We start from the raw sequence: 17,529 nt of genomic DNA, 5'->3' as shown, positions 1-17,529 counted from the left end.
CTCACCCTTTCGAGTTTAAGAGACCTTGAAGACACAAGCTGGCTTGCCGGCGATGAAGATCAAGGTACCCTCAAGCCTTGTTGCGGCCCATCAACCCTCGCACGGTCTCCTGCAGGTCCGCCGGCAGCACCACCACCTTGGCATTGCTGCTGCCCGCCAGGTTCTCCATGGCCCCCACATAGCGCTCGCCCAGCAGGTACATCGCCGGTACGGTCTCGTTGCCGACCGCGTCCTTGACCAGCGAAATCGCCCGCGCCGAGGCCTCGGCCAGGCTGATCTGCGCTTCGGCATCCAGCCTGGCAGCCTGCAAGCGTGCTTCTGCTTCCAGGATCGCCGCCTGCTTGGCTCCTTCGGCACGGGTTACGTCGGCCTTGCGTTCACGCTCGGCTGCCGCCTGGCGCTCCATGGCCAGTTGCATGTTTTCCGAGGGCTTGATGTCCTGGATTTCCACCGAGCGTACGGTCACACCCCAGTCTTCGGTCTGCTCGGACATCGCCTCGCGCAGGCGCGCCTTGATCTGCTCGCGGCTGGACAGCGCTTCGTCCAGGTCCATGGCCCCGACGATGGCGCGCAGCGAGGTCATGGTCAGGCTGGTGACGGCGAACGAGAAGTCCTGCACGCCATAGGAGGCCTTCTGTGGGTCGACCACCTTTGCGAAGCACAGGGCGTTGGCCACGATTACGGCGTTGTCCCGGGTGATGATTTCCTGCTGCTGCACATCGAGGATGATGTCCTTGGTGGGCAGCCGGTAGGCGACCACGTCCATGTACGGGATGACGATGTTCAGGCCGGGCTTGAGCGTGCTCTGGTAGCGGCCCAGGCGCTCGACGACCCATTCTTCGCCCTGGGGCACGATGCGCACCCCCTTGAACACGGTGATCAGGACGAACAGCGCGATGGCGACGACGACGATGAGGCTGGTCATGATGCGAAATTCCTTTTAGTGCGGATTCAGGCCCGAATGACCCGGGCGGTGTTCCCTTCGATGGCGGTCAGGCGTACCCGCTCGCCGGCCGCGATCTCGCTATCGGCGATGCAGGTCCATTCCTCGTTGCCGAGGATAGGCTTCTGGAAGCGCACACGGCCTTTTTGAAACTCCGATACACCAGCAGTCAGCAGCCCCACTTCACCGATCACGCTTTCGGCGGTCCAGCGCACGTCGGGTTGCTTGCGCCGGAACAGCTTGAACCACAGTGCCGTGGTGACTGACGACATCAGCACCCACAGCAGCACCTGCATGTCCAGTTGCAGGCTGGGGGCGGCCAGCGAAATGAGCGATACCAGCACGGCGCCGATGCCGAACCAGAGGATGAAGAACGTCGGCAGGACCAGTTCGAGCAGGATCAGCGCGATGCCGAAGACCAGCCAGATCCACCATTGCATTTCCATATGGGTAGCGCCTTCCGGGGGGGAGTGCCGAGTTTAAGGTAGCAGTGCGGCACATGGCCACTTCATGGTTTGCAAGAAAAGTCCGAAATGGCTGTAGGAGCAACTGTCTTGTGCAAATACATGAAAGTTGCCGCGTCCCCTGTGGGAGCGGGTTCACCCGCGAACACCGGCGAAGCCGGTGCCATGCACCGCGTTGATTTCTTCGCGGGTAAACCCGCTCCCACAGGGATCTGCGGTGCGCTTACGGAATTTGTTATCCGCGCAGGTCGAGCGCCGCAGCCAGGTCGGCTGGCGAATCGAATGCCCGGTTCACATCCGGCAAAGCCGGTCGCTTCAGGATCAGCACAGGTATCCCCAGCTCCCGCGCCACCTCCAGCTTCGGTTCGGTCGCTACGCTGCCACTGTTCTTGCTGATCAGCACATCGATCTTGCGGCGCTGGAACAACGCCCGCTCCTCCTCGATATGGAACGGCCCGCGCGCGCCAATCACTTCGCAGCGATCGTTGCCAGGGCACGTTTCCAACGCACGCAAGGTCCAGAACTGCTCCAGCGGTATCTCGTCCAGATGTTGCAGCGGCTCACGCCCCAGCGTGAACAATGGCCTGCGAAACGGCTTGAGTGCCTCGATCAACCCCGCCCAGTCCTCGACCTCGCGCCAGTCGTCCCCCGCTTGTGTCTGCCAGGCCGGGCGGCGCAAGGCCCAGCACGGAATACCGGCCAAGCGTGCGGCGTTGGCCGCGTTGCGGCTGATCTGCGCGGCATAGGGATGGGTAGCATCGATCAGCAACGTGATGCCTGCATCGTGCAGGTAGTTCGCCAGCCCTTCGGCACCGCCAAAGCCGCCGACCCGAACCTGGCATTGCAGGTCCTGCGGCACCCGGCCGATGCCCGCCAGGCTGTAGACATGCTGCGGGCCCAGGCGGCGAGCGATGGCCAGGGCTTCGGTGACGCCGCCCAGCAGCAGGATGCGCCCGTTCATTGCACACCCGCCCGGCCGACGATGCCACCCTGGCGATCGATGGCGAACACCTCCACCTGCACCTGCGCCGGCACCACGCTGCGGGCGAAGGCCAGGGCGTGGGCGCACACCGCGTCACCCAAGGGAATGCCGGCTGCATGGGCCAGTGCCAGGGCCTGTTGGCTGGTGTTGGCAGTAATGATCGATGCCTGCAGCGCAGCGTCGGCGCCGATGTCCGCCGCCCAGCCGGCCAGTTGCGGCAGGTCGATGCTGGAATGACGGCTGTGCAGGTCCATGTGCCCGGCAGCCAGCTTGCTGATCTTGCCGAAACCGCCGCACAGGGTCAGGCGTGGCACCGGTACTTTGCGCAGGTGCTTGAGCACCGCACCGACGAAGTCGCCCATTTCGATCAGGGCTATTTCTGGCAGGCCATAGACGCGGCGCATGGTGTCTTCGCTGGCGTTGCCAGTGCATGCAGCGATATGCGTGTAGCCGTTGGTGTGGGCGACGTCGATGCCCTGGTGGATCGAGGCAATGTAGGCCGCGCAGGAAAACGGCCGCACGATGCCGCTGGTGCCGAGGATCGACAGACCGCCGAGGATGCCCAGCCGCGGGTTCATGGTCTTCAGGGCCAGTTGCTCGCCACCCTGCACATTGACCGTTACCTCGAAGCCACCGGGATAGCTGCATTCGTCCGCCAGGCGTTGCAGGTGTTCGCTGATCATGCGCCGTGGCACCGGGTTGATGGCCGGCTCACCCACCGCCAGCACCAGCCCCGGGCGGGTCACGGTGCCGACGCCGGTGCCGGCGACAAAACGGATGCCAGGTTCGGCCAGCAGGCGAACCTGGCTATAGAGCAGGGCGCCGTGGGTCACGTCCGGGTCGTCGCCGGCGTCCTTGAGCGTGCCCGCTTCGGCACCTTGGCTGGTGAGGCGGCAGAACTCCAGGCGCATCTGCACCACTTTGCCCTTGGGCAGGGTGATGCTGACGGCGTCGTTGCTCTCGCCACCGAGCAGCAAGCGTGCTGCCGCCAGGCTGGTGGCGGTGGCGCAGCTGCCGGTGGTCAGGCCGCTGCGCAGGGGGGCGGGCTGTTCGCGGGTTTCTTCACGCATTGGCGGGTTTCACCACGTCCAGCAAGGTGATCGGCAGCGCCTGGCGCCAAGTGTCGAACGCGCCCAATGGCTGGGCATGGGCGACATGGACGCGGGTCAGCTCGCCGCCGTGGCGTTCACGGAAATGCGCCAGGGCCAGTTCGCTTTGCAAGGTCACCGCATTGGCTACCAGCCGGCCGCCGGGGCGCAGGTTTGCCCAGCACAGGTCGAGCACACCTTCGCGGGTGACGCCGCCACCGATGAAGATCGCATCCGGTTGCTCCAGGCCCTCCAGCGCCGCCGGTGCCTTGCCGCGGACCAGGTGCAGACCGGGTACACCCAACGCATCGCGGTTGTGTTCGATGAAGCCCTGGCGGCCTTCGTCGGCCTCGATGGCCAAGGCGCGGCAGGCCGGGTGGGCGCGCATCCATTCGATGCCGATCGAGCCGCAGCCGGCGCCCACGTCCCACAGCAGTTCGCCGGGCTGTGGTGCCAGGCGGGCCAGGGTAATGGCGCGGACGTCGCGCTTGGTCAGCTGGCCGTCATGCCGGAAGGCGCTGTCCGGCAGCCCGGCCAGCCGGTGCAGGCGCGGCGCCTCGGGCGTGGCCAGGCACTCGATGGCTACCAGGTTGAGCGCGGCGACGTCGCTGTGCGGCCAGCCCTGGGCGGTGCCGGCCAACTCACGTTCGTCCACGCCACCCAAGTGTTCGAAGACTCGCAGGCGGCTTGGCCCGAAGCCCCGCTCGCGCAGCTGCGTGGCAATTGCTGCCGGGCTGTCGCCGTCGTTGCTCAGCACCAGCAGGCGCACACCGCTGTGCAGATGGGCATTGAGCGCTGCCAGGGGCCGAGCGACCAGCGATACCACCTGCACGTCCTGCAGTGGCCAGCCCAGGCGGGCGGCGGCCAGGGCGCAGGAGGAGGGCATCGACAGCACGCGTATTTCAGCGGCGGGCAGTTGGCGCGCCAGGCTGGCACCGACGCCGTAGAACATCGGGTCGCCGCTGGCCAGCACGCATACTGGCTCACCGCGCAGAGCCAGGACCGGGGCCAGCGAGAACGGGCTTGGCCAGCCCAGCCGTTCGCCGGCCACGCAGCGTGGCAGCAAGGCCAGCTGGCGCGGGCTGCCGAAGATCCGCGCAGCGCCCAGCAGCGCGCGCCGGGCCTGCTTGCCCAGGCCGCTGAAGCCGTCTTCGCCGATACCTACTACTGTCAGCCAGGGTGCCATGTATCTCATTCCGCCATTTTTGGGGCCGCTGCGCGCCCCTTCGCGGGCTCGCCCGCTCCCACAGGTACAGCGCAGCCGTTGAGGGCAGCGGTGATCCTGTGGGAGCGGGCATGCCCGCGAAGGAAGGCGACGCGGTCCTTAATTTCTACTCGATCGTCGATGATGCTCGACCACCGGCTTTTCATGCCGCCGGACAAAGCAGGCATAATACCGCGCCTTCTACACTCAAGCGCATTTTCACAGATTGCCGGACGCCCCTTTGACCCAGGCCCATGCCTCCCATGTATCGCCCCGTCCCTCGGCCTGCCCGGGGTTGTGGCGCATCGTCAGTGCCCGTGATGGCGGCATCTGCCGCATCAAGCTGCCGGGCGGCCTGCTGCTGGCCGACCAGGCCGACGCAGTGGCGGCGGCTGCCGAGCGTTTCGCTGGTGGCGTGATCGAGGCCACCAACCGCGGCAACCTGCAGATTCGCGGCATCGGCAGCGAGCATCGCGGCCTGGTCGAGACACTGCTCGCTGCCGGCCTGGGCCCACGTGATGCCGCCGGTGACGATGTGCGCAACCTGATGCTCAGCCCGCTGGCCGGGCATGACCCGGCGATGCTGCTGGACGCTCGGCCGCTGGCCGGGCAGATCCTCGACCTGCTGGAAGGCACTCCGCGTTTTCACCAGTTGTCGGCCAAGTTCGCCGTGCAGCTGGATGCCGGCGAAAACCTGGCCATGCTCGAACACCCCCATGACCTGTGGCTGTCGGCCCTGCGCCTGGGGCAGCAGACCTGGCTGGCGTTTGGCCTGGCGGGTTGCCCGGCAGACGGCCAGGTGCTCGGTGCGGTCCCGGCGGACCAAGGCCTGGCACTGGTGCGTGCGGTGCTGGAGCGCTTCCTCGACCTGGCCACCCCGGCACAGTCGCGCATGCGCCAGTTGCTCGAGGTGTGTTCGGCAACCGATTTCATCGACGGACTCGGCCTGGCCATCCGCCGCGACGCCGCCGTGCTCGCATGGCGGCGTGAACCGCGCAGCGTCTCGTGGCTGGGCGTCCTGCCCCAGGCGCAGAGCGTCGCCTTGGGCGTTGCCCCGCCGCAGGGGCGCCTGACCCCGGCCATGCTGCGTGGCGCTGCGCGCGTTGCCCGTGAACATGGCGATGGCAGCCTGCGCCTGAGCCCCTGGCAAAGCCTGGTGCTGACCAACCTGCAAGCGCAACACATTGACCACGCCCAGGCCGGGTTGTCCGCACTGGGCCTGCTATGCCATGACCATGAGCCACTGGCCCGCATAAGCGCCTGTACCGGCGCCAGTGGCTGTGCCAAGGCCCTGGGCGAGACCAAGGCCGACGCCGTCACCCTGGCTGCACTGCTCGGCCCTGGCGTGCCCGGCAGCGTGCACTTGTCCGGTTGCCCCCGATCCTGTGCCGTGGCCCATGTTGCCCCGGCCACCCTGCTGGCCCGTGCGCCGGGCCGTTACGACCTGTACCTGCGTGATGCGCGCTTGCCGGGCTTCGGCGCCCTGCGCGCCACCGACCTTACCTTGAATGAAGCAGGCGCCATGCTCGACCTGCCGACGGAGCACCTTGATGATTGACTACATCCGCGATGGTCAGGAGATCTATCGCAATTCCTTCCGGATCATCCGCGAGGAAGCCCGACTCGAGCGGATCCCCGCAGACCTCGAAAAGCTCGCCGTGCGCGTGATCCACGCCTGTGGCATGGTCGACGCCATCGATGGCCTGCAGTTCTCCGAAGGTGCCGGCCGGGCCGGGCGCGAGGCGTTGCTGAACGGCGCGCCGATCCTGTGTGATGCGCACATGGTCGCCGAAGGTATTACCCGCGCCCGGCTGCCCGCCGACAACAAGGTCATCTGCACCCTGCGCGACCCGAGCGTACCGGGCCTGGCGAAAGACGCCGGCAACACCCGTTCCGCCGTGGCCCTGGAACTGTGGCGACCGCACCTGGAAGGCAGTGTGGTGGTGATCGGCAACGCGCCTACCGCACTGTTCTACCTGCTGGAAATGCTCGACGCCGGCGCCCCGAAACCAGCACTGATCCTCGGTTTCCCGGTCGGCTTCGTCGGTGCCGCCGAGTCCAAGGCGATGCTCGCCGCCGACAGCCGTGGCGTGCCGTTCGTGATCATGCAGGGCCGCCTGGGCGGCAGCGCGATGGCCGCCGCCGCGGTCAACGCCCTCGCCACGGAGGTGGAATGATGGTGCCGCGTGGACGTCTGCTGGGCCTGGGCGTGGGCCCTGGCGACCCTGAACTGATTACCCTCAAGGCCTTGCGCCTGCTGCGTGAAGCGCCCGTGGTCGGCTACTTCGTGGCCAAGGGCAAGCGCGGCAACGCCTTCGGCATCATCGAGGCGCACCTGCAGCCCGAGCAGACCTTGCTGCCGCTGGTCTACCCGGTAACCACCGAAGCGCTGCCAGCGCCGCTGTCCTATGAACAGGTGATCAGCGACTTCTACGACGAGGCCAGCGTGCAGGTAGCCGAGCACCTGGATGCCGGCCGCGACGTGGCGGTGATCTGTGAAGGCGACCCGTTCTTCTATGGTTCCTACATGTACCTGCACGACCGCCTGGCGCAGCGCTACGAGGCCGAAGTGATCCCCGGCGTCTGCTCGATGCTTGGTGGCGCCTCGGTACTGGGCGCGCCGCTGGTGTATCGCAACCAGAGCCTGTCGGTGCTGTCTGGCGTGTTGCCGGCCGAAGAACTCAAGCGTCGCCTGGCCGACGCCGACGCGGCGGTGATCATGAAGCTGGGGCGCAACTTCCCCAAGGTGCGCGAAGTGCTGGCCGAACTGGGCCTGGACGGGCGTGCGCTGTATGTGGAGCGGGCGACCATGGCCAACCAGAAAATCGTGCCGCTGGACCAGGTCGACCCACAGTCGTCGCCGTACTTCTCGCTGATCATCGTGCCGGGTGAAAAATGGCAGGGCTGAACATGCACCAGGCACCGGCGATCGTCATCCTTGGCCAGGGCAGCCTGGCCACGGCGCAGCGTATCCAGCAGTGTTATCCACAAGCATCGATCCATGGCCTGGAAGGCCGGGTCGAGGGTGCCGACCTTTGCTACACCGCGTTTGGCGATACCCTGCGTGGGCTGTACCAGCAGAACACGCCGATCATCGCCCTGTGCGCCGCGGGTATCGTCATCCGCAGCCTGGCCAGCCTGCTCAGCGAGAAAGGTGTCGAGCCGCCGGTACTGGCCGTGGCCGAAGACGGCAGTGCCGTAGTGCCGTTGCTCGGTGGCCTTGGCGGTGTGAACGTGATGGCGCGCGAAATCGCTGAAGCACTGGGCGTTGCTGCGGCAATTACCACCAGCGGCGAGTTGCGTTTTGGCACCTGTCTGCTGAACCCGCCGCAAGGCTATGCTCTGGCGGATATCGAGCAAGGCAAGCGCTTTGTCTCCGACCTGCTGGCTGGCGAGGCGGTGCGCATCGAAGGTGATGCGCCGTGGCTGCAGCAGGCGCAGTTGCCTGCCAGCGAGGCGGCCCGGCGTACCATCCATGTGGGGCACCAGGCGCGCCCGGCCAGCCGCGACGAGCTGCTGATCCACCCGCGTTCGGTGGTAGTGGGTGTTGCTGGCGGCAGCCTGGCCAGTATCCGGGCGGCATTACAGCAGGCCGGCATCGCCGAGCCTGCAGTGGCCTGCCTGCTGGCTGACGAGCAAGCCATGGCCGACAGCGCCCTGCACGAGGCCGCACAGGCCCTGGGGGTTGCCTTGCGCTTTGCTGCCAGGACGCATGATCTGGCCGGGATGGTTGCTGCGGCATTGCCTGCTGCGCAGCTGATCGAGGTGGCAGACGTGGTCATCGCGGTGGCGCCTGCCCCGGTCGAGGTGGCGCAGATCGGTCGCCGTCGGGGTCGCCTGGCGGTCATCGGCCTGGGGCCCGGTGCAGCCGAGCTGATGGTGCCGGCGGTCAAGGCCGAGCTGGCGCGGGCCGAGGATGTGCTCGGTTACGAAACCTACGTGCGCATGGCCGGCCCGTTCCGTGACGACCAGGTACTGCACTGCACCGACAACCGTGAAGAGATGCAGCGTGCCCGGCATGCCTTCGAACTCGCGGCTCAGGGCCGTTCGGTGGTGGTGGTTTCGTCGGGCGACCCGGGGGTGTTCGCCATGGCGGCTGCGGTACTTGAAGCGCTGCACGAGTCCACGGACCCGGCTTGGCACCGGGTGGATCTCGAGATCCTGCCAGGGGTGTCGGCCTCGCTCGCGACGGCCGCACAGGCGGGCGCGCCGCTGGGGCATGACTTCTGTGTGATGTCGCTGTCCGACAACCTCAAGCCGTGGTCGATCATTGAAAAGCGCCTGGACCTGGCGGCCCAGGCCGACCTGGTGCTGGCATTCTACAACCCGATTTCCAAGGCCAGGCCGCACCAGCTTGGGGCAGCGCTGGAGGTCGTGCGTCGGCACCGCGAGGGTAACACGCCTGTAGTCCTTGGCCGTGACATCGGTAGGCCGGGGCAGACGCTGAAGGTCGTCACATTGGCCGAACTGCTGCCGGAAATGGTCGACATGCGCACCATGGTGCTTGTCGGCTCATCTACAACCTGCGTGTTTCCTCGCTTGTCGGGCGGGGTGTGGGCCTACACCCCGCGTTGGTACCCGTCGGCCGACTAGTTGCACCGGAAACCCTTCAGCGCGCTGCATCCTGGGCGCGCTGGCTAAGGTGGTCGCCCCTGACTCGGGGGGCAACCATCTAGGAGTTTCCACATGTCCACAGAAACACAAGTCACTGCGACCGACACAGCCATCCTGGTCGAAGGCAACCTGCTGGCCTGCGGCGCAGGCATGTCTTCGCAAAGCCGTCATGACGTAAAGAACGCCTTCCACTTTGCCACCTTGGTGGCTGACAAGTCCTTCGATGCCGAAAAACAGAGCAGGGAGTGGTACGACCGGTTCATCGATGTCATGCGTGATCTTGGCTTTACCATCCCTCGTCGCACCTTCGAGCTGGAAACCTCTGCCGAGTTGTCTGTCACCGTAGGCGCTGTCGCTATACGGGCGATCGGTGCGGTCGGCAATGCAGTGCTGGGTGGTACCAAGTTGGGTGTGCTGGCCAAGGCGGCTTTCGACAAACTCACCACCGTCGAAAATGACGTCAAGGTGGTCGATCACAAGCGCAAGAACAAGGTCAGGGGCATGGTCGGGATGGCCGCCTGCGTCGAAACCGACAACAACGATGTGGTCATGGTGGTGAGCTGCATCCAGGCCTCTGCCCCCAAACTGGAGGATGACATCCTGGGTATCCAGTGGAAGCTGGAAAAGACCGAGTACTACGCCGGCATGGCTGTGCTCACCCTCAACACTTTCGTCTACGACAAGGTCCGCGAAACCGTGGAAAACAAACTCGGCGTGCGCAGCGTCGAGAACGTTCTCCAGTACGACTTCTGATTGCAGGGCGGCGTTGTTGCAACGCCGCCTTGTTCGGCTCTTTGTGACGAGGCAATGCAATGGACAGAACAGCTGAACAACTGATGTTGATTGGCGGGACTGCATTACTGTATCGCGCGGACGCTGGCCAGATTCAACGCCAGGCTGCCTTCGACTCCATCCTTTACGCCCAGTTGGTGGCCAACAGGAATGCGGGGTCACGCTTTGACAACTATGAAGCCTGGTATGACGCCTATCGCGAGGCATACCGGCAACTGGGCTGGATCAAGCTGGCCAGTACGCATGACTTGAAACAGCTGGGGCAGCCCGCGCGCAGCGCGCAGATACAGCCACTCGAGGCGTGGCTGAAGATGCGCTCGATCGGTCATGAGGCTGTGCTGGCTGCAGTAAGAAGTGGCCTGGGCCGATCGATCGAAGGTTTTCGTCACCAGTTGAAGTTCAGCACGCAGGGTTCGCAACTGGTGATCGAGCTTGGCTTGCTCAAGCCGGGCCCGACCCTCGATCTTTGCAGTATCACCTTCCAATTCGACGCACCGATCGCCGGCATACCCCAGGACATGCTGCTGGTCGAAAAGGCGCTGGAGGGGGAAGCCGGGTTCAATGGCGTTTCCTTGCAGCTGGATAACGGGCGTTTCCAACACCAGCGAGATGAGCTGGAGGCATTGATGAAAACCAAGGATGCACAAGGGGAGTATCGGTTCGACCTGCATTAGGCAATGGCTATGGCGCCAGGTAGCCTTTGATACCGGTAAAGATAATTTGCGCAGCCAGGGCGCAGACGAACAGCCCCATCAGCCGGCTGACGATCTGCAGGCCCTGGTCGCCGAGGATGCGCTCGATACGGTGTGACAGGTACAGCACCAGGCCGACGGTGAAGCTGGCCAGGGCGATGCTGATGATGGCCAACAGCTTGTCGTCCCAGTGCGGGTGACCGACGCCCATTACCAGCAGTGCACCGATGGTGCCCGGGCCGACGGTGAGCGGGATGGTCAGCGGCACGATGGTGACATCCTGCTGCACGTTGTCGGCCTGTACCGCAGACTTGCCTTGGGCCATGCCCAGTGCCGAAATGAACAGCACACTGCCAGCGCCGATGCGGAAGGCGTCGGCGGTGATGCCGAAGATGCCGAAGATCGCCCGACCGAACAGATACAGCAGGACACTGGCGATGAGTGCGGCGATGGCCACCTTCCATGCCAGCTGCTTGCGCTCCTTGCTGGAATGGCCGCGGGTCAGGCTGATGAAGCACGACAGCACGAAGAACGGGCTGTAGAGCACGAGCATCTTCAGGTAGACGCTGAACAACTCATGGAGCATGGGGGGTAGTCCAGGCAGTTATGGCTGGGCAGAGTTTATCAGCAGATTCTGTTGATAGCCTGTACCGGCCCTTTCGCGGGTGAACCCGCTCCCACAGGGATAGCATTGCCTTCAGGCCTTTGCAGTACCTGTGGGAGCGGGTTCACCCGCGAAAAGGCCGGCACAGGCGCCTCAGATCAGGAACTATGCACCGGATCCACCTTGGCTTCCCGGTGATTGGCCCAGTACTGGATCAGCTCTCGCAACTGCGACAGTTCCACCGGTTTGGCCATGTGCCCGTCCATGCCCGCCAGGCGGGCGCGTTCCTTGTGTTCGGCAAGTATGTGCGCGGTCAGCGCCACCACTGGGGTGCGCTGGCGCTGGTTGGCGGCTTCCCAGGCGCGCAGCTGCTGGGTGGCCGAGAAACCGTCAAGTATCGGCATTTCGCAGTCCATCAGCACCAGGTCATAGCGCTGCGCCTTCATCGCCTGCAAGGCCTCTTCACCATTGCTGGCGGTGTCGGGCTCGAGGTTGAGCTTGCCAAGCATGCCGCGGATCACCTTGGTCGAGATGCTGTTGTCCTCGGCGACCAGCACGCGGAAGTCGTCGGGCAGGTCCAGTGCCTGGGGGATGCCAGGCAAACTGGCCGGTACGGCTTGCTCGCGGCCGCGCTGGGCCAGTTCTTCGGCCAGGGTGGTTTTCAGTGTGTAGCCGGCCACCGGCTTGGCGAGGATCCGCTTGACCCCTGCGTTGCGCGCAATGACCTTGCTCGGCGCGTTGCTGATACCGGTGAGCATCACCACCAGGATGTCGTGGTTCAGGCTCGGGTCTTCCTTGATCTTGGCGGCCAGCTGCATGCCGGTCATGCCCGGCATGTTCTGGTCCAGCAGCACGGCATCGAAGTAGTCGCGCAGGTGGGCCTTGGTGCGCAGCAGGGCCAGTGCTTCCTTGCCCGACGGGACCGCGCTGACGTTCATGCCCCAGGCGCTGCACTGCTGTACCAGCACCTTGCGGCAGGTGTCGTTGTCGTCCACCACCAGTACGCGAGCATCACGCAGCGGGCTGTCGAGGTCGGCCGGTGGCTGTTCCAGGCGCGAAGGGTCCAGCGGCAGGGTCAGCCACAGGGTATTGCCCATGCCGCTGCTGCTCTTGATGCCGAACTCGCCCTGCATCAGCCCGATCAGCTGCTTGGCGATGACCAGCCCCAGGTGGCCGCCCAGCTTGTTGCTGGACAGGAAGTGGTGGCTGTGCAACTCGGCCTGCAGCAAGGCTTCGCGGTCAGCGGCCGGCAACGGTTCGCCGCTGTCCTGGACGGCGATGCGCAGGCGCGGTACCTCGCCGCGCTGGTCCAGCGCCACTACCAGCAGGATCTCGCCCTGGTCGGTGTTTTTCAGGGCATTCTCCAGCAGGCTCGACAAGGCCTGGCGCAGGCGCGTCGGGTCGCCGCTGATCACCCGTGGTACCTGCGGTTGGGTGAAGCTGATCAGTTCGATGTTCTGCTGTTCGGCCTTGGCGCGGAAGATGTTCAGGCAATCTTCGATCAGCGCGTTGAGGTCGAACTGCACGTCATCGAGTTCGATCTGCCGGGATTCCAGCTTGGAAATGTCGAGAATCTCGTTGATCAGCGTCAGCAGTTCGTTGCCGGCGCTGTGAATGGTCTGCACGTAGTCGCGTTGCTTGACCGACAGCGGCGTGCCCAGAAGCAGCTCGGTCATGCCCAGCACACCGTTCATGGGGGTACGGATTTCGTGGCTGATCTTGGCCAGGAACTCGGCCTTGGCGTTGATTTCGGCATCGCTGGCGGCCAGTGCGCGGCTGGCGCTGAAGCGCTCCTCGCTAATGCGCCGCAGGCGTTCACTGACGGCCAGGTTGAGCAGCAGGCCGCTGGCCACGGTCAGGCCCAGCAGGATGCACAGCAGCCAGGGCGTCGAGGTACGGGTCAGGCCCAGTAGCGCTGGCAGCAGCACCAGGCCACCGAGGTTGAACACCACCATGGCCAGGCTGAACAGACGTGCGGGCGCATAGCCCTTGTACCAGTGGTAACTGCTGACCAACAGCATGCTCACGCTGCCCAGGGCCATCAGGGCGTAGGTCATCAGGTTGAGGGGCAGGGTGTCGACGAACAGCAGCACCAACCCGCTCACCCCGACCAGCAGCATCTCGCCCTGCAGCAGGCGGTTTAGCCGTGGCGAGTTGCATGGCGAGAAGAAGTGCTGGGTGAAACCCAGCCCCGCCAGGCCGGCCAGGACCAGCGTCAGGTATGCGGCGGGTGTTTGCGCGCTATGCCAAACGTGCCACCAGGGGCCGCTGAGGTTCAGCAGGATCAGGCCGCTGAGCAGCATCAGGCCGTGGTACAGCGCCAGGATCAGGGTGGTGCTGGAGCGGCTGTAGATGAAGCGGATCAGGTTGTGCATGATCAGCATCACCAGGCCGCCGAACAGCATGCCGAACAGCAGTGGCTGGCGCTGGTCGGAGGCTGCCACGGCCGCAGGCTCCAGGCTGATGGCCGGGCGCAACTGGTGCTCGGAAACCAGGCGCAGGTAGATATCCAGGGGTTGCTTGCTGTTGGGCAGGGGTAGTACATGGTCGCTGCCACGCAGGGTCGGGCTGGCATTGCCTGCCTGGCGCCCGTGGTGCAGCTGACGCAGAAGCTTGTCGCCCTCGAGGGCGTAGAGGTCCAGGCCAGAAAGGTCTGGGGCGAAAACCCGCAGCAGTTTTTCCTGCTCGCCGGGCTCCAGGCGGTAGTGCAGCCACAGGGCCTGTTCCGCAGGAGCGGCATCCAGGTCGGCAAGTACCAGCGGGCTGAACTGGTTGCGGTAACGATCGGAGCGCACGTCGCTCAGTTGCAGGTTGGCCTGTTCGTCGAGCATAACGGCCCAGCCTCCGTCATGTTCGGCCGCCGCCGGGAACATGCAGAGCAAGGTCAGCAAGCTGACGATCAGAGCTGAGGCAATCCGAAGCCGACGCACTACGAAATCCCTTCTTAGCCTAGGTGCCGGGTATTAACTATGCGCGGCGCGCCAAGTCGAAGGCAAGGCCCCTTGGGGCCCTGTCGACGAGCCGGATGCCGCAGGCGCAAGGTGCTGGGGCGCGCTGCGGACGTCCGGTACAACTTACTGCTGGTGCTCACCGCGTTCGCGGGCGATGGCCCGGTAGCCGATATCGGTGCGGTAGAAACTGCCGTTCCAGCTGATTTCCTTGGCCAGGCGGTAAGCCTGCTGCTGTGCGTCGGCAACGGTGCTGCCCATGGCGGTGGCACACAGCACGCGCCCGCCGTTGGTGGTCACCTTGCCATCCTTGAGTGCGGTACCGGCGTGGAACACCTTGCCTTCGATCTTCGCGGCAGCGTCCAGGCCGTTGATCACGTCGCCCTTGGCGTAGTCGCCCGGGTAGCCGCCGGCAGCCAGTACCACGCCCAGGCTCGGGCGCGGGTCCCACTGTGCTTCGACCTTGTCCAGCGCCTTGGCGAATGCGGCCTCGACCAGCAGCACCAGGCTAGACTCCAGGCGCAGCATGACCGGCTGGGTTTCTGGGTCGCCGAAGCGGCAGTTGAACTCGATGACCTTGGGGTTGCCCGCCTTGTCGATCATCAGGCCGGCGTAGAGGAAGCCGGTGTAGACGTTGCCTTCCTCGGCCATGCCGCGCACGGTCGGCCAGATCACCTGGTCCATCACGCGCTGGTGAACTTCGGCGGTGACTACCGGGGCAGGGGAGTAGGCACCCATGCCGCCGGTGTTCGGGCCGGTGTCCTGGTCGCCGACACGCTTGTGGTCCTGGCTGGTGGCCATGGGCAGCACGTTCTGGCCGTCGACCATGACGATGAAGCTGGCTTCCTCGCCGTCGAGGAACTCCTCGATCACCACGCGGGAGCCCGCATCGCCGAAAGCGTTGCCGGCCAGCATGTCACGCACGGCGGCTTCGGCTTCTTCCAGGGTCATGGCGACGATCACGCCCTTGCCCGCGGCCAGGCCGTCGGCCTTGATCACGATCGGCGCGCCTTTTTCCTGCAGGTAGGCCAGCGCCGGCTCGATTTCGGTGAAGTTCTGGTAGTCGGCGGTCGGGATCTTGTGACGCGCCAGGAAGTCCTTGGTGAAGGCCTTGGAGCCTTCCAGCTGGGCCGCGCCCTTGGTCGGACCGAAGCAGTCCAGGCCGCGGCTGCGGAACAGGTCGACTACGCCGATGACCAGCGGTGCTTCCGGGCCGACGATGGTCAGGTCGACGTTCTTCTCGGCGAAGTCAGCCAGTTGCTCCAGGGCGCACACGTCGATGGCGACGTTCTCGCACTTGGCTTCAATGGCGGTGCCGGCGTTGCCCGGGGCAACGAAGACTTTCTCCACGCGTGGGTCCTGGGCGACTTTCCAGGCCAGGGCGTGCTCACGGCCGCCGCTGCCTATGATCAAAACTTTCATGTCAAAACCTCTGTTTGGCGGCAATCCTCGTACCCTGTGGGAGCGGGTTCACCCGCGAATGCGGCGGTGAATCCAACATCGCATTCGCGGGTGAACCCGCTCCCACAGCGGCCGAGGATCGGCCGGCCATCTTGATTAGTGGCGGAAGTGGCGCATACCGGTGAAGACCATGGCGATGCCGGCTTCGTCAGCGGCAGCAATCACCTCGGCATCACGCATCGAACCACCTGGCTGGATCACGGCGCTGATACCCACTTTAGCCGCATTGTCGATGCCATCACGGAACGGGAAGAACGCATCCGACGCCATGACTGCACCCTGGACCTGCAGGCCGGCATGCTCGGCCTTGATTGCAGCAATGCGCGCGGAGTTGACGCGGCTCATCTGGCCGGCGCCGACGCCGATGGTCTGGCGCTGCTTGGCGTAGACAATGGCGTTGGACTTGACGAACTTGGCCACTTTCCAGGCGAACACCAGGTCGTTGATCTCTTGCTCGGTTGGCGCACGCTTGGTGACGATCTTCAGGTCATCGGCAGTGATCATGCCGATATCGCGGCTCTGCACCAGCAGGCCACCGTTGACGCGCTTGAAGTCCCAACCGGCAGCGCGCTCGGCTGGCCACTCGCCGCACTCCAGCAGGCGTACGTTCTGCTTGGCGGCAACCACTTCGCGGGCAGCCTGGGAAATTTTCGGGGCGATGATCACTTCGACGAACTGGCGGTCGACGATGGCCTTGGCGGTTTCGCCGTCCAGTTCGCGGTTGAAGGCGATGATGCCGCCGAACGCCGACTCGGTGTCGGTGGCATAGGCCAGGTCGTAAGCCTTGCGGATGCCGCCTTCGTCTTCAGGTACCACGGCCACGCCGCACGGGTTGGCGTGCTTGACGATGACGCAGGCCGGCTTGACGAAGCTCTTCACGCACTCCAGCGCGGCATCGGTGTCGGCCACGTTGTTGAACGACAGTTCCTTGCCCTGCAGCTGGACGGCGGTGGAAACGCTGGCTTCGCCTTTCTTCACTTCTACATAGAACGCCGCGCTCTGGTGCGGGTTTTCGCCGTAGCGCATTTCCTGGGCCTTGACGAACTGGCTGTTGAAGGTGCGCGGGAACTCGCTGCGGCCTTCAGTGCTCAGGGTTTCTTTGGCCTGGTCGATGGTGCCCATGTAGTTGGCGATCATGCCGTCGTAGGCAGCAGTGTGCTCGAACGCCTTGAGCATCAGGTCGAAGCGCTGGGCGTAGGTCAGGCCACCGGCCTTGAGGCCTTCGATGATGCCGGCGTAGTCGCTGGCGTTGACCACGATGGCCACGTCCTTGTGGTTCTTGGCAGCCGAGCGGACCATGGTCGGGCCGCCGATATCGATGTTCTCGATGGCGGTCGGCAGGTCACAGCCAGGCTTGGAGATGGTGGCTTCGAACGGGTACAGGTTGACTGCTACCAGGTCGATCGGCTTGATGCCGTGCTCGTTCATGATGGCGTCGTCGGTGCCGCGACGGCCGAGGATGCCACCGTGGATTTTCGGGTGCAGGGTCTTGACCCGGCCATCCATCATTTCGGCGAAGCCGGTGTAGTCGGCCACTTCCACCGCATTGACGCCGTTGTCCTTGAGCAGCTTGTAGGTGCCGCCGGTGGACAGGATCTCGACACCGAGCTGCTGCAGCTCACGGGCGAATTCGAGGATACCGGTCTTGTCGGAGACGCTGATCAGGGCGCGGCGGACTGGCAGGCGGGTAGTCTGGTCGGTCATTTCGGGTTCCAATAACGCGGTGGAGTCAGCAAA

General features: G+C 64.9%; 15 protein-coding genes. 6 read left to right on the top strand and 9 right to left on the bottom strand.

The annotated features are described in order from the left end of the window. Positions 1 to 70: 70 nt before the first annotated feature. From MJ643_RS22030 to MJ643_RS22010, 5 genes are all read right to left on the bottom strand, one after another. A complete protein-coding gene (locus MJ643_RS22030; RefSeq protein WP_013974384.1) occupies positions 71 to 925 on the bottom strand; it encodes an SPFH domain-containing protein in 855 nt (284 codons plus the stop codon). A 26-nt stretch (positions 926 to 951) separates the two neighbouring features. Next, on the bottom strand, positions 952 to 1,389 hold the full coding sequence (locus tag MJ643_RS22025) for an NfeD family protein (RefSeq protein WP_003257542.1): 438 nt from the start codon (positions 1,387 to 1,389) through the stop codon (positions 952 to 954). Between the two features lie 253 nt (positions 1,390 to 1,642). Then, positions 1,643 to 2,368, bottom strand: coding sequence for a cobalt-precorrin-6A reductase (locus tag MJ643_RS22020; protein WP_013974383.1), 726 nt, complete (start codon positions 2,366 to 2,368; stop codon positions 1,643 to 1,645). After that, a complete protein-coding gene (locus MJ643_RS22015; RefSeq protein WP_013974382.1) occupies positions 2,365 to 3,459 on the bottom strand; it encodes a cobalt-precorrin-5B (C(1))-methyltransferase in 1,095 nt (364 codons plus the stop codon). Before MJ643_RS22015 ends, MJ643_RS22020 begins: the two co-directional genes overlap by 4 nt. Continuing rightward, entirely contained in the window at positions 3,452 to 4,663 is a 1,212-nt protein-coding gene (locus MJ643_RS22010) for a bifunctional cobalt-precorrin-7 (C(5))-methyltransferase/cobalt-precorrin-6B (C(15))-methyltransferase (protein ID WP_013974381.1), read from the bottom strand. The genes MJ643_RS22015 and MJ643_RS22010 overlap by 8 nt, the downstream gene beginning before the upstream one ends. A 244-nt stretch (positions 4,664 to 4,907) precedes the next feature. Between MJ643_RS22010 and cobG the strand changes: the two genes are divergently transcribed. From cobG to MJ643_RS21980, 6 genes are all read left to right on the top strand, one after another. Then, the gene (gene cobG, locus MJ643_RS22005) at positions 4,908 to 6,239 is read left to right on the top strand and encodes a precorrin-3B synthase (RefSeq protein WP_024087797.1); all 1,332 of its coding nucleotides are present in this window, start codon (positions 4,908 to 4,910) and stop codon (positions 6,237 to 6,239) included. Beyond that, on the top strand, positions 6,232 to 6,858 hold the full coding sequence (locus MJ643_RS22000; RefSeq protein ID WP_003257545.1) for a precorrin-8X methylmutase: 627 nt from the start codon (positions 6,232 to 6,234) through the stop codon (positions 6,856 to 6,858). Before cobG ends, MJ643_RS22000 begins: the two co-directional genes overlap by 8 nt. After that, positions 6,855 to 7,589 carry a precorrin-2 C(20)-methyltransferase gene (locus tag MJ643_RS21995; RefSeq protein ID WP_013974378.1) on the top strand — a complete coding sequence of 245 codons (735 nt, stop codon included), beginning with the start codon at positions 6,855 to 6,857 and terminating at the stop codon, positions 7,587 to 7,589. The genes MJ643_RS22000 and MJ643_RS21995 overlap by 4 nt, the downstream gene beginning before the upstream one ends. Beyond that, positions 7,577 to 9,274 (top strand): precorrin-3B C(17)-methyltransferase, encoded by a 1,698-nt coding sequence (gene cobJ / locus MJ643_RS21990; RefSeq protein WP_080708194.1) that lies wholly within the window; start codon positions 7,577 to 7,579, stop codon positions 9,272 to 9,274. The genes MJ643_RS21995 and cobJ overlap by 13 nt, the downstream gene beginning before the upstream one ends. 93 nt (positions 9,275 to 9,367) lie before the next feature. Continuing rightward, positions 9,368 to 10,048: a hypothetical protein gene (locus MJ643_RS21985; RefSeq protein WP_023662437.1), complete on the top strand. Its 681-nt coding sequence runs from the start codon at positions 9,368 to 9,370 to the stop codon at positions 10,046 to 10,048. An 83-nt stretch (positions 10,049 to 10,131) separates the two neighbouring features. Continuing rightward, positions 10,132 to 10,761, top strand: a complete 630-nt coding sequence (locus MJ643_RS21980) for a hypothetical protein (protein WP_049798464.1) — start codon at positions 10,132 to 10,134, stop codon at positions 10,759 to 10,761. A gap of 7 nt (positions 10,762 to 10,768) precedes the next feature. Here MJ643_RS21980 and MJ643_RS21975 read toward each other — a convergent pair whose 3' ends face one another. The 4 genes from MJ643_RS21975 to purH form a co-directional block, all read right to left on the bottom strand. Then, positions 10,769 to 11,365: a MarC family protein gene (locus MJ643_RS21975; RefSeq protein ID WP_013974374.1), complete on the bottom strand. Its 597-nt coding sequence runs from the start codon at positions 11,363 to 11,365 to the stop codon at positions 10,769 to 10,771. Positions 11,366 to 11,541: 176 nt separating this feature from the next. Further along, on the bottom strand, positions 11,542 to 14,313 hold the full coding sequence (locus MJ643_RS21970) for a hybrid sensor histidine kinase/response regulator (RefSeq protein ID WP_024087794.1): 2,772 nt from the start codon (positions 14,311 to 14,313) through the stop codon (positions 11,542 to 11,544). A gap of 144 nt (positions 14,314 to 14,457) precedes the next feature. Beyond that, positions 14,458 to 15,753: a phosphoribosylamine--glycine ligase gene (gene purD, locus MJ643_RS21965; protein WP_013974372.1), complete on the bottom strand. Its 1,296-nt coding sequence runs from the start codon at positions 15,751 to 15,753 to the stop codon at positions 14,458 to 14,460. Positions 15,754 to 15,888: 135 nt separating this feature from the next. Beyond that, positions 15,889 to 17,496, bottom strand: a complete 1,608-nt coding sequence (purH, locus tag MJ643_RS21960; protein ID WP_023662384.1) for a bifunctional phosphoribosylaminoimidazolecarboxamide formyltransferase/IMP cyclohydrolase — start codon at positions 17,494 to 17,496, stop codon at positions 15,889 to 15,891. Positions 17,497 to 17,529 lie beyond the last annotated feature (33 nt).

Source organism: Pseudomonas sp. PNPG3 (genome assembly GCF_023093815.1).
Taxonomy (GTDB): Bacteria; Pseudomonadota; Gammaproteobacteria; order Pseudomonadales; family Pseudomonadaceae; genus Aquipseudomonas; species Aquipseudomonas asiatica.
Note: the sequence above shows the minus strand (reverse complement) of the source record. Positions and strands in the feature narration are given on the sequence as shown.

What these genes read in the sequence shown, in the direction of transcription:
- MJ643_RS22010 (WP_013974381.1), bottom strand. Translation starts at nt 4,663, where the DNA reads ATGGCACCCTGGCTGACAGTAGTAGGTATCGGCGAAGACGGCTTCAGC.
- MJ643_RS22030 (WP_013974384.1), bottom strand. Translation starts at nt 925, where the DNA reads ATGACCAGCCTCATCGTCGTCGTCGCCATCGCGCTGTTCGTCCTGATC.
- purD (WP_013974372.1), bottom strand. Translation starts at nt 15,753, where the DNA reads ATGAAAGTTTTGATCATAGGCAGCGGCGGCCGTGAGCACGCCCTGGCC.
- MJ643_RS21975 (WP_013974374.1), bottom strand. Translation starts at nt 11,365, where the DNA reads ATGCTCCATGAGTTGTTCAGCGTCTACCTGAAGATGCTCGTGCTCTAC.
- MJ643_RS21995 (WP_013974378.1), top strand. Translation starts at nt 6,855, where the DNA reads ATGATGGTGCCGCGTGGACGTCTGCTGGGCCTGGGCGTGGGCCCTGGC.
- purH (WP_023662384.1), bottom strand. Translation starts at nt 17,496, where the DNA reads ATGACCGACCAGACTACCCGCCTGCCAGTCCGCCGCGCCCTGATCAGC.
- MJ643_RS21980 (WP_049798464.1), top strand. Translation starts at nt 10,132, where the DNA reads ATGTTGATTGGCGGGACTGCATTACTGTATCGCGCGGACGCTGGCCAG.
- MJ643_RS22015 (WP_013974382.1), bottom strand. Translation starts at nt 3,459, where the DNA reads ATGCGTGAAGAAACCCGCGAACAGCCCGCCCCCCTGCGCAGCGGCCTG.
- cobJ (WP_080708194.1), top strand. Translation starts at nt 7,577, where the DNA reads ATGGCAGGGCTGAACATGCACCAGGCACCGGCGATCGTCATCCTTGGC.
- MJ643_RS22025 (WP_003257542.1), bottom strand. Translation starts at nt 1,389, where the DNA reads ATGGAAATGCAATGGTGGATCTGGCTGGTCTTCGGCATCGCGCTGATC.
- MJ643_RS22020 (WP_013974383.1), bottom strand. Translation starts at nt 2,368, where the DNA reads ATGAACGGGCGCATCCTGCTGCTGGGCGGCGTCACCGAAGCCCTGGCC.
- MJ643_RS21985 (WP_023662437.1), top strand. Translation starts at nt 9,368, where the DNA reads ATGTCCACAGAAACACAAGTCACTGCGACCGACACAGCCATCCTGGTC.
- MJ643_RS22000 (WP_003257545.1), top strand. Translation starts at nt 6,232, where the DNA reads ATGATTGACTACATCCGCGATGGTCAGGAGATCTATCGCAATTCCTTC.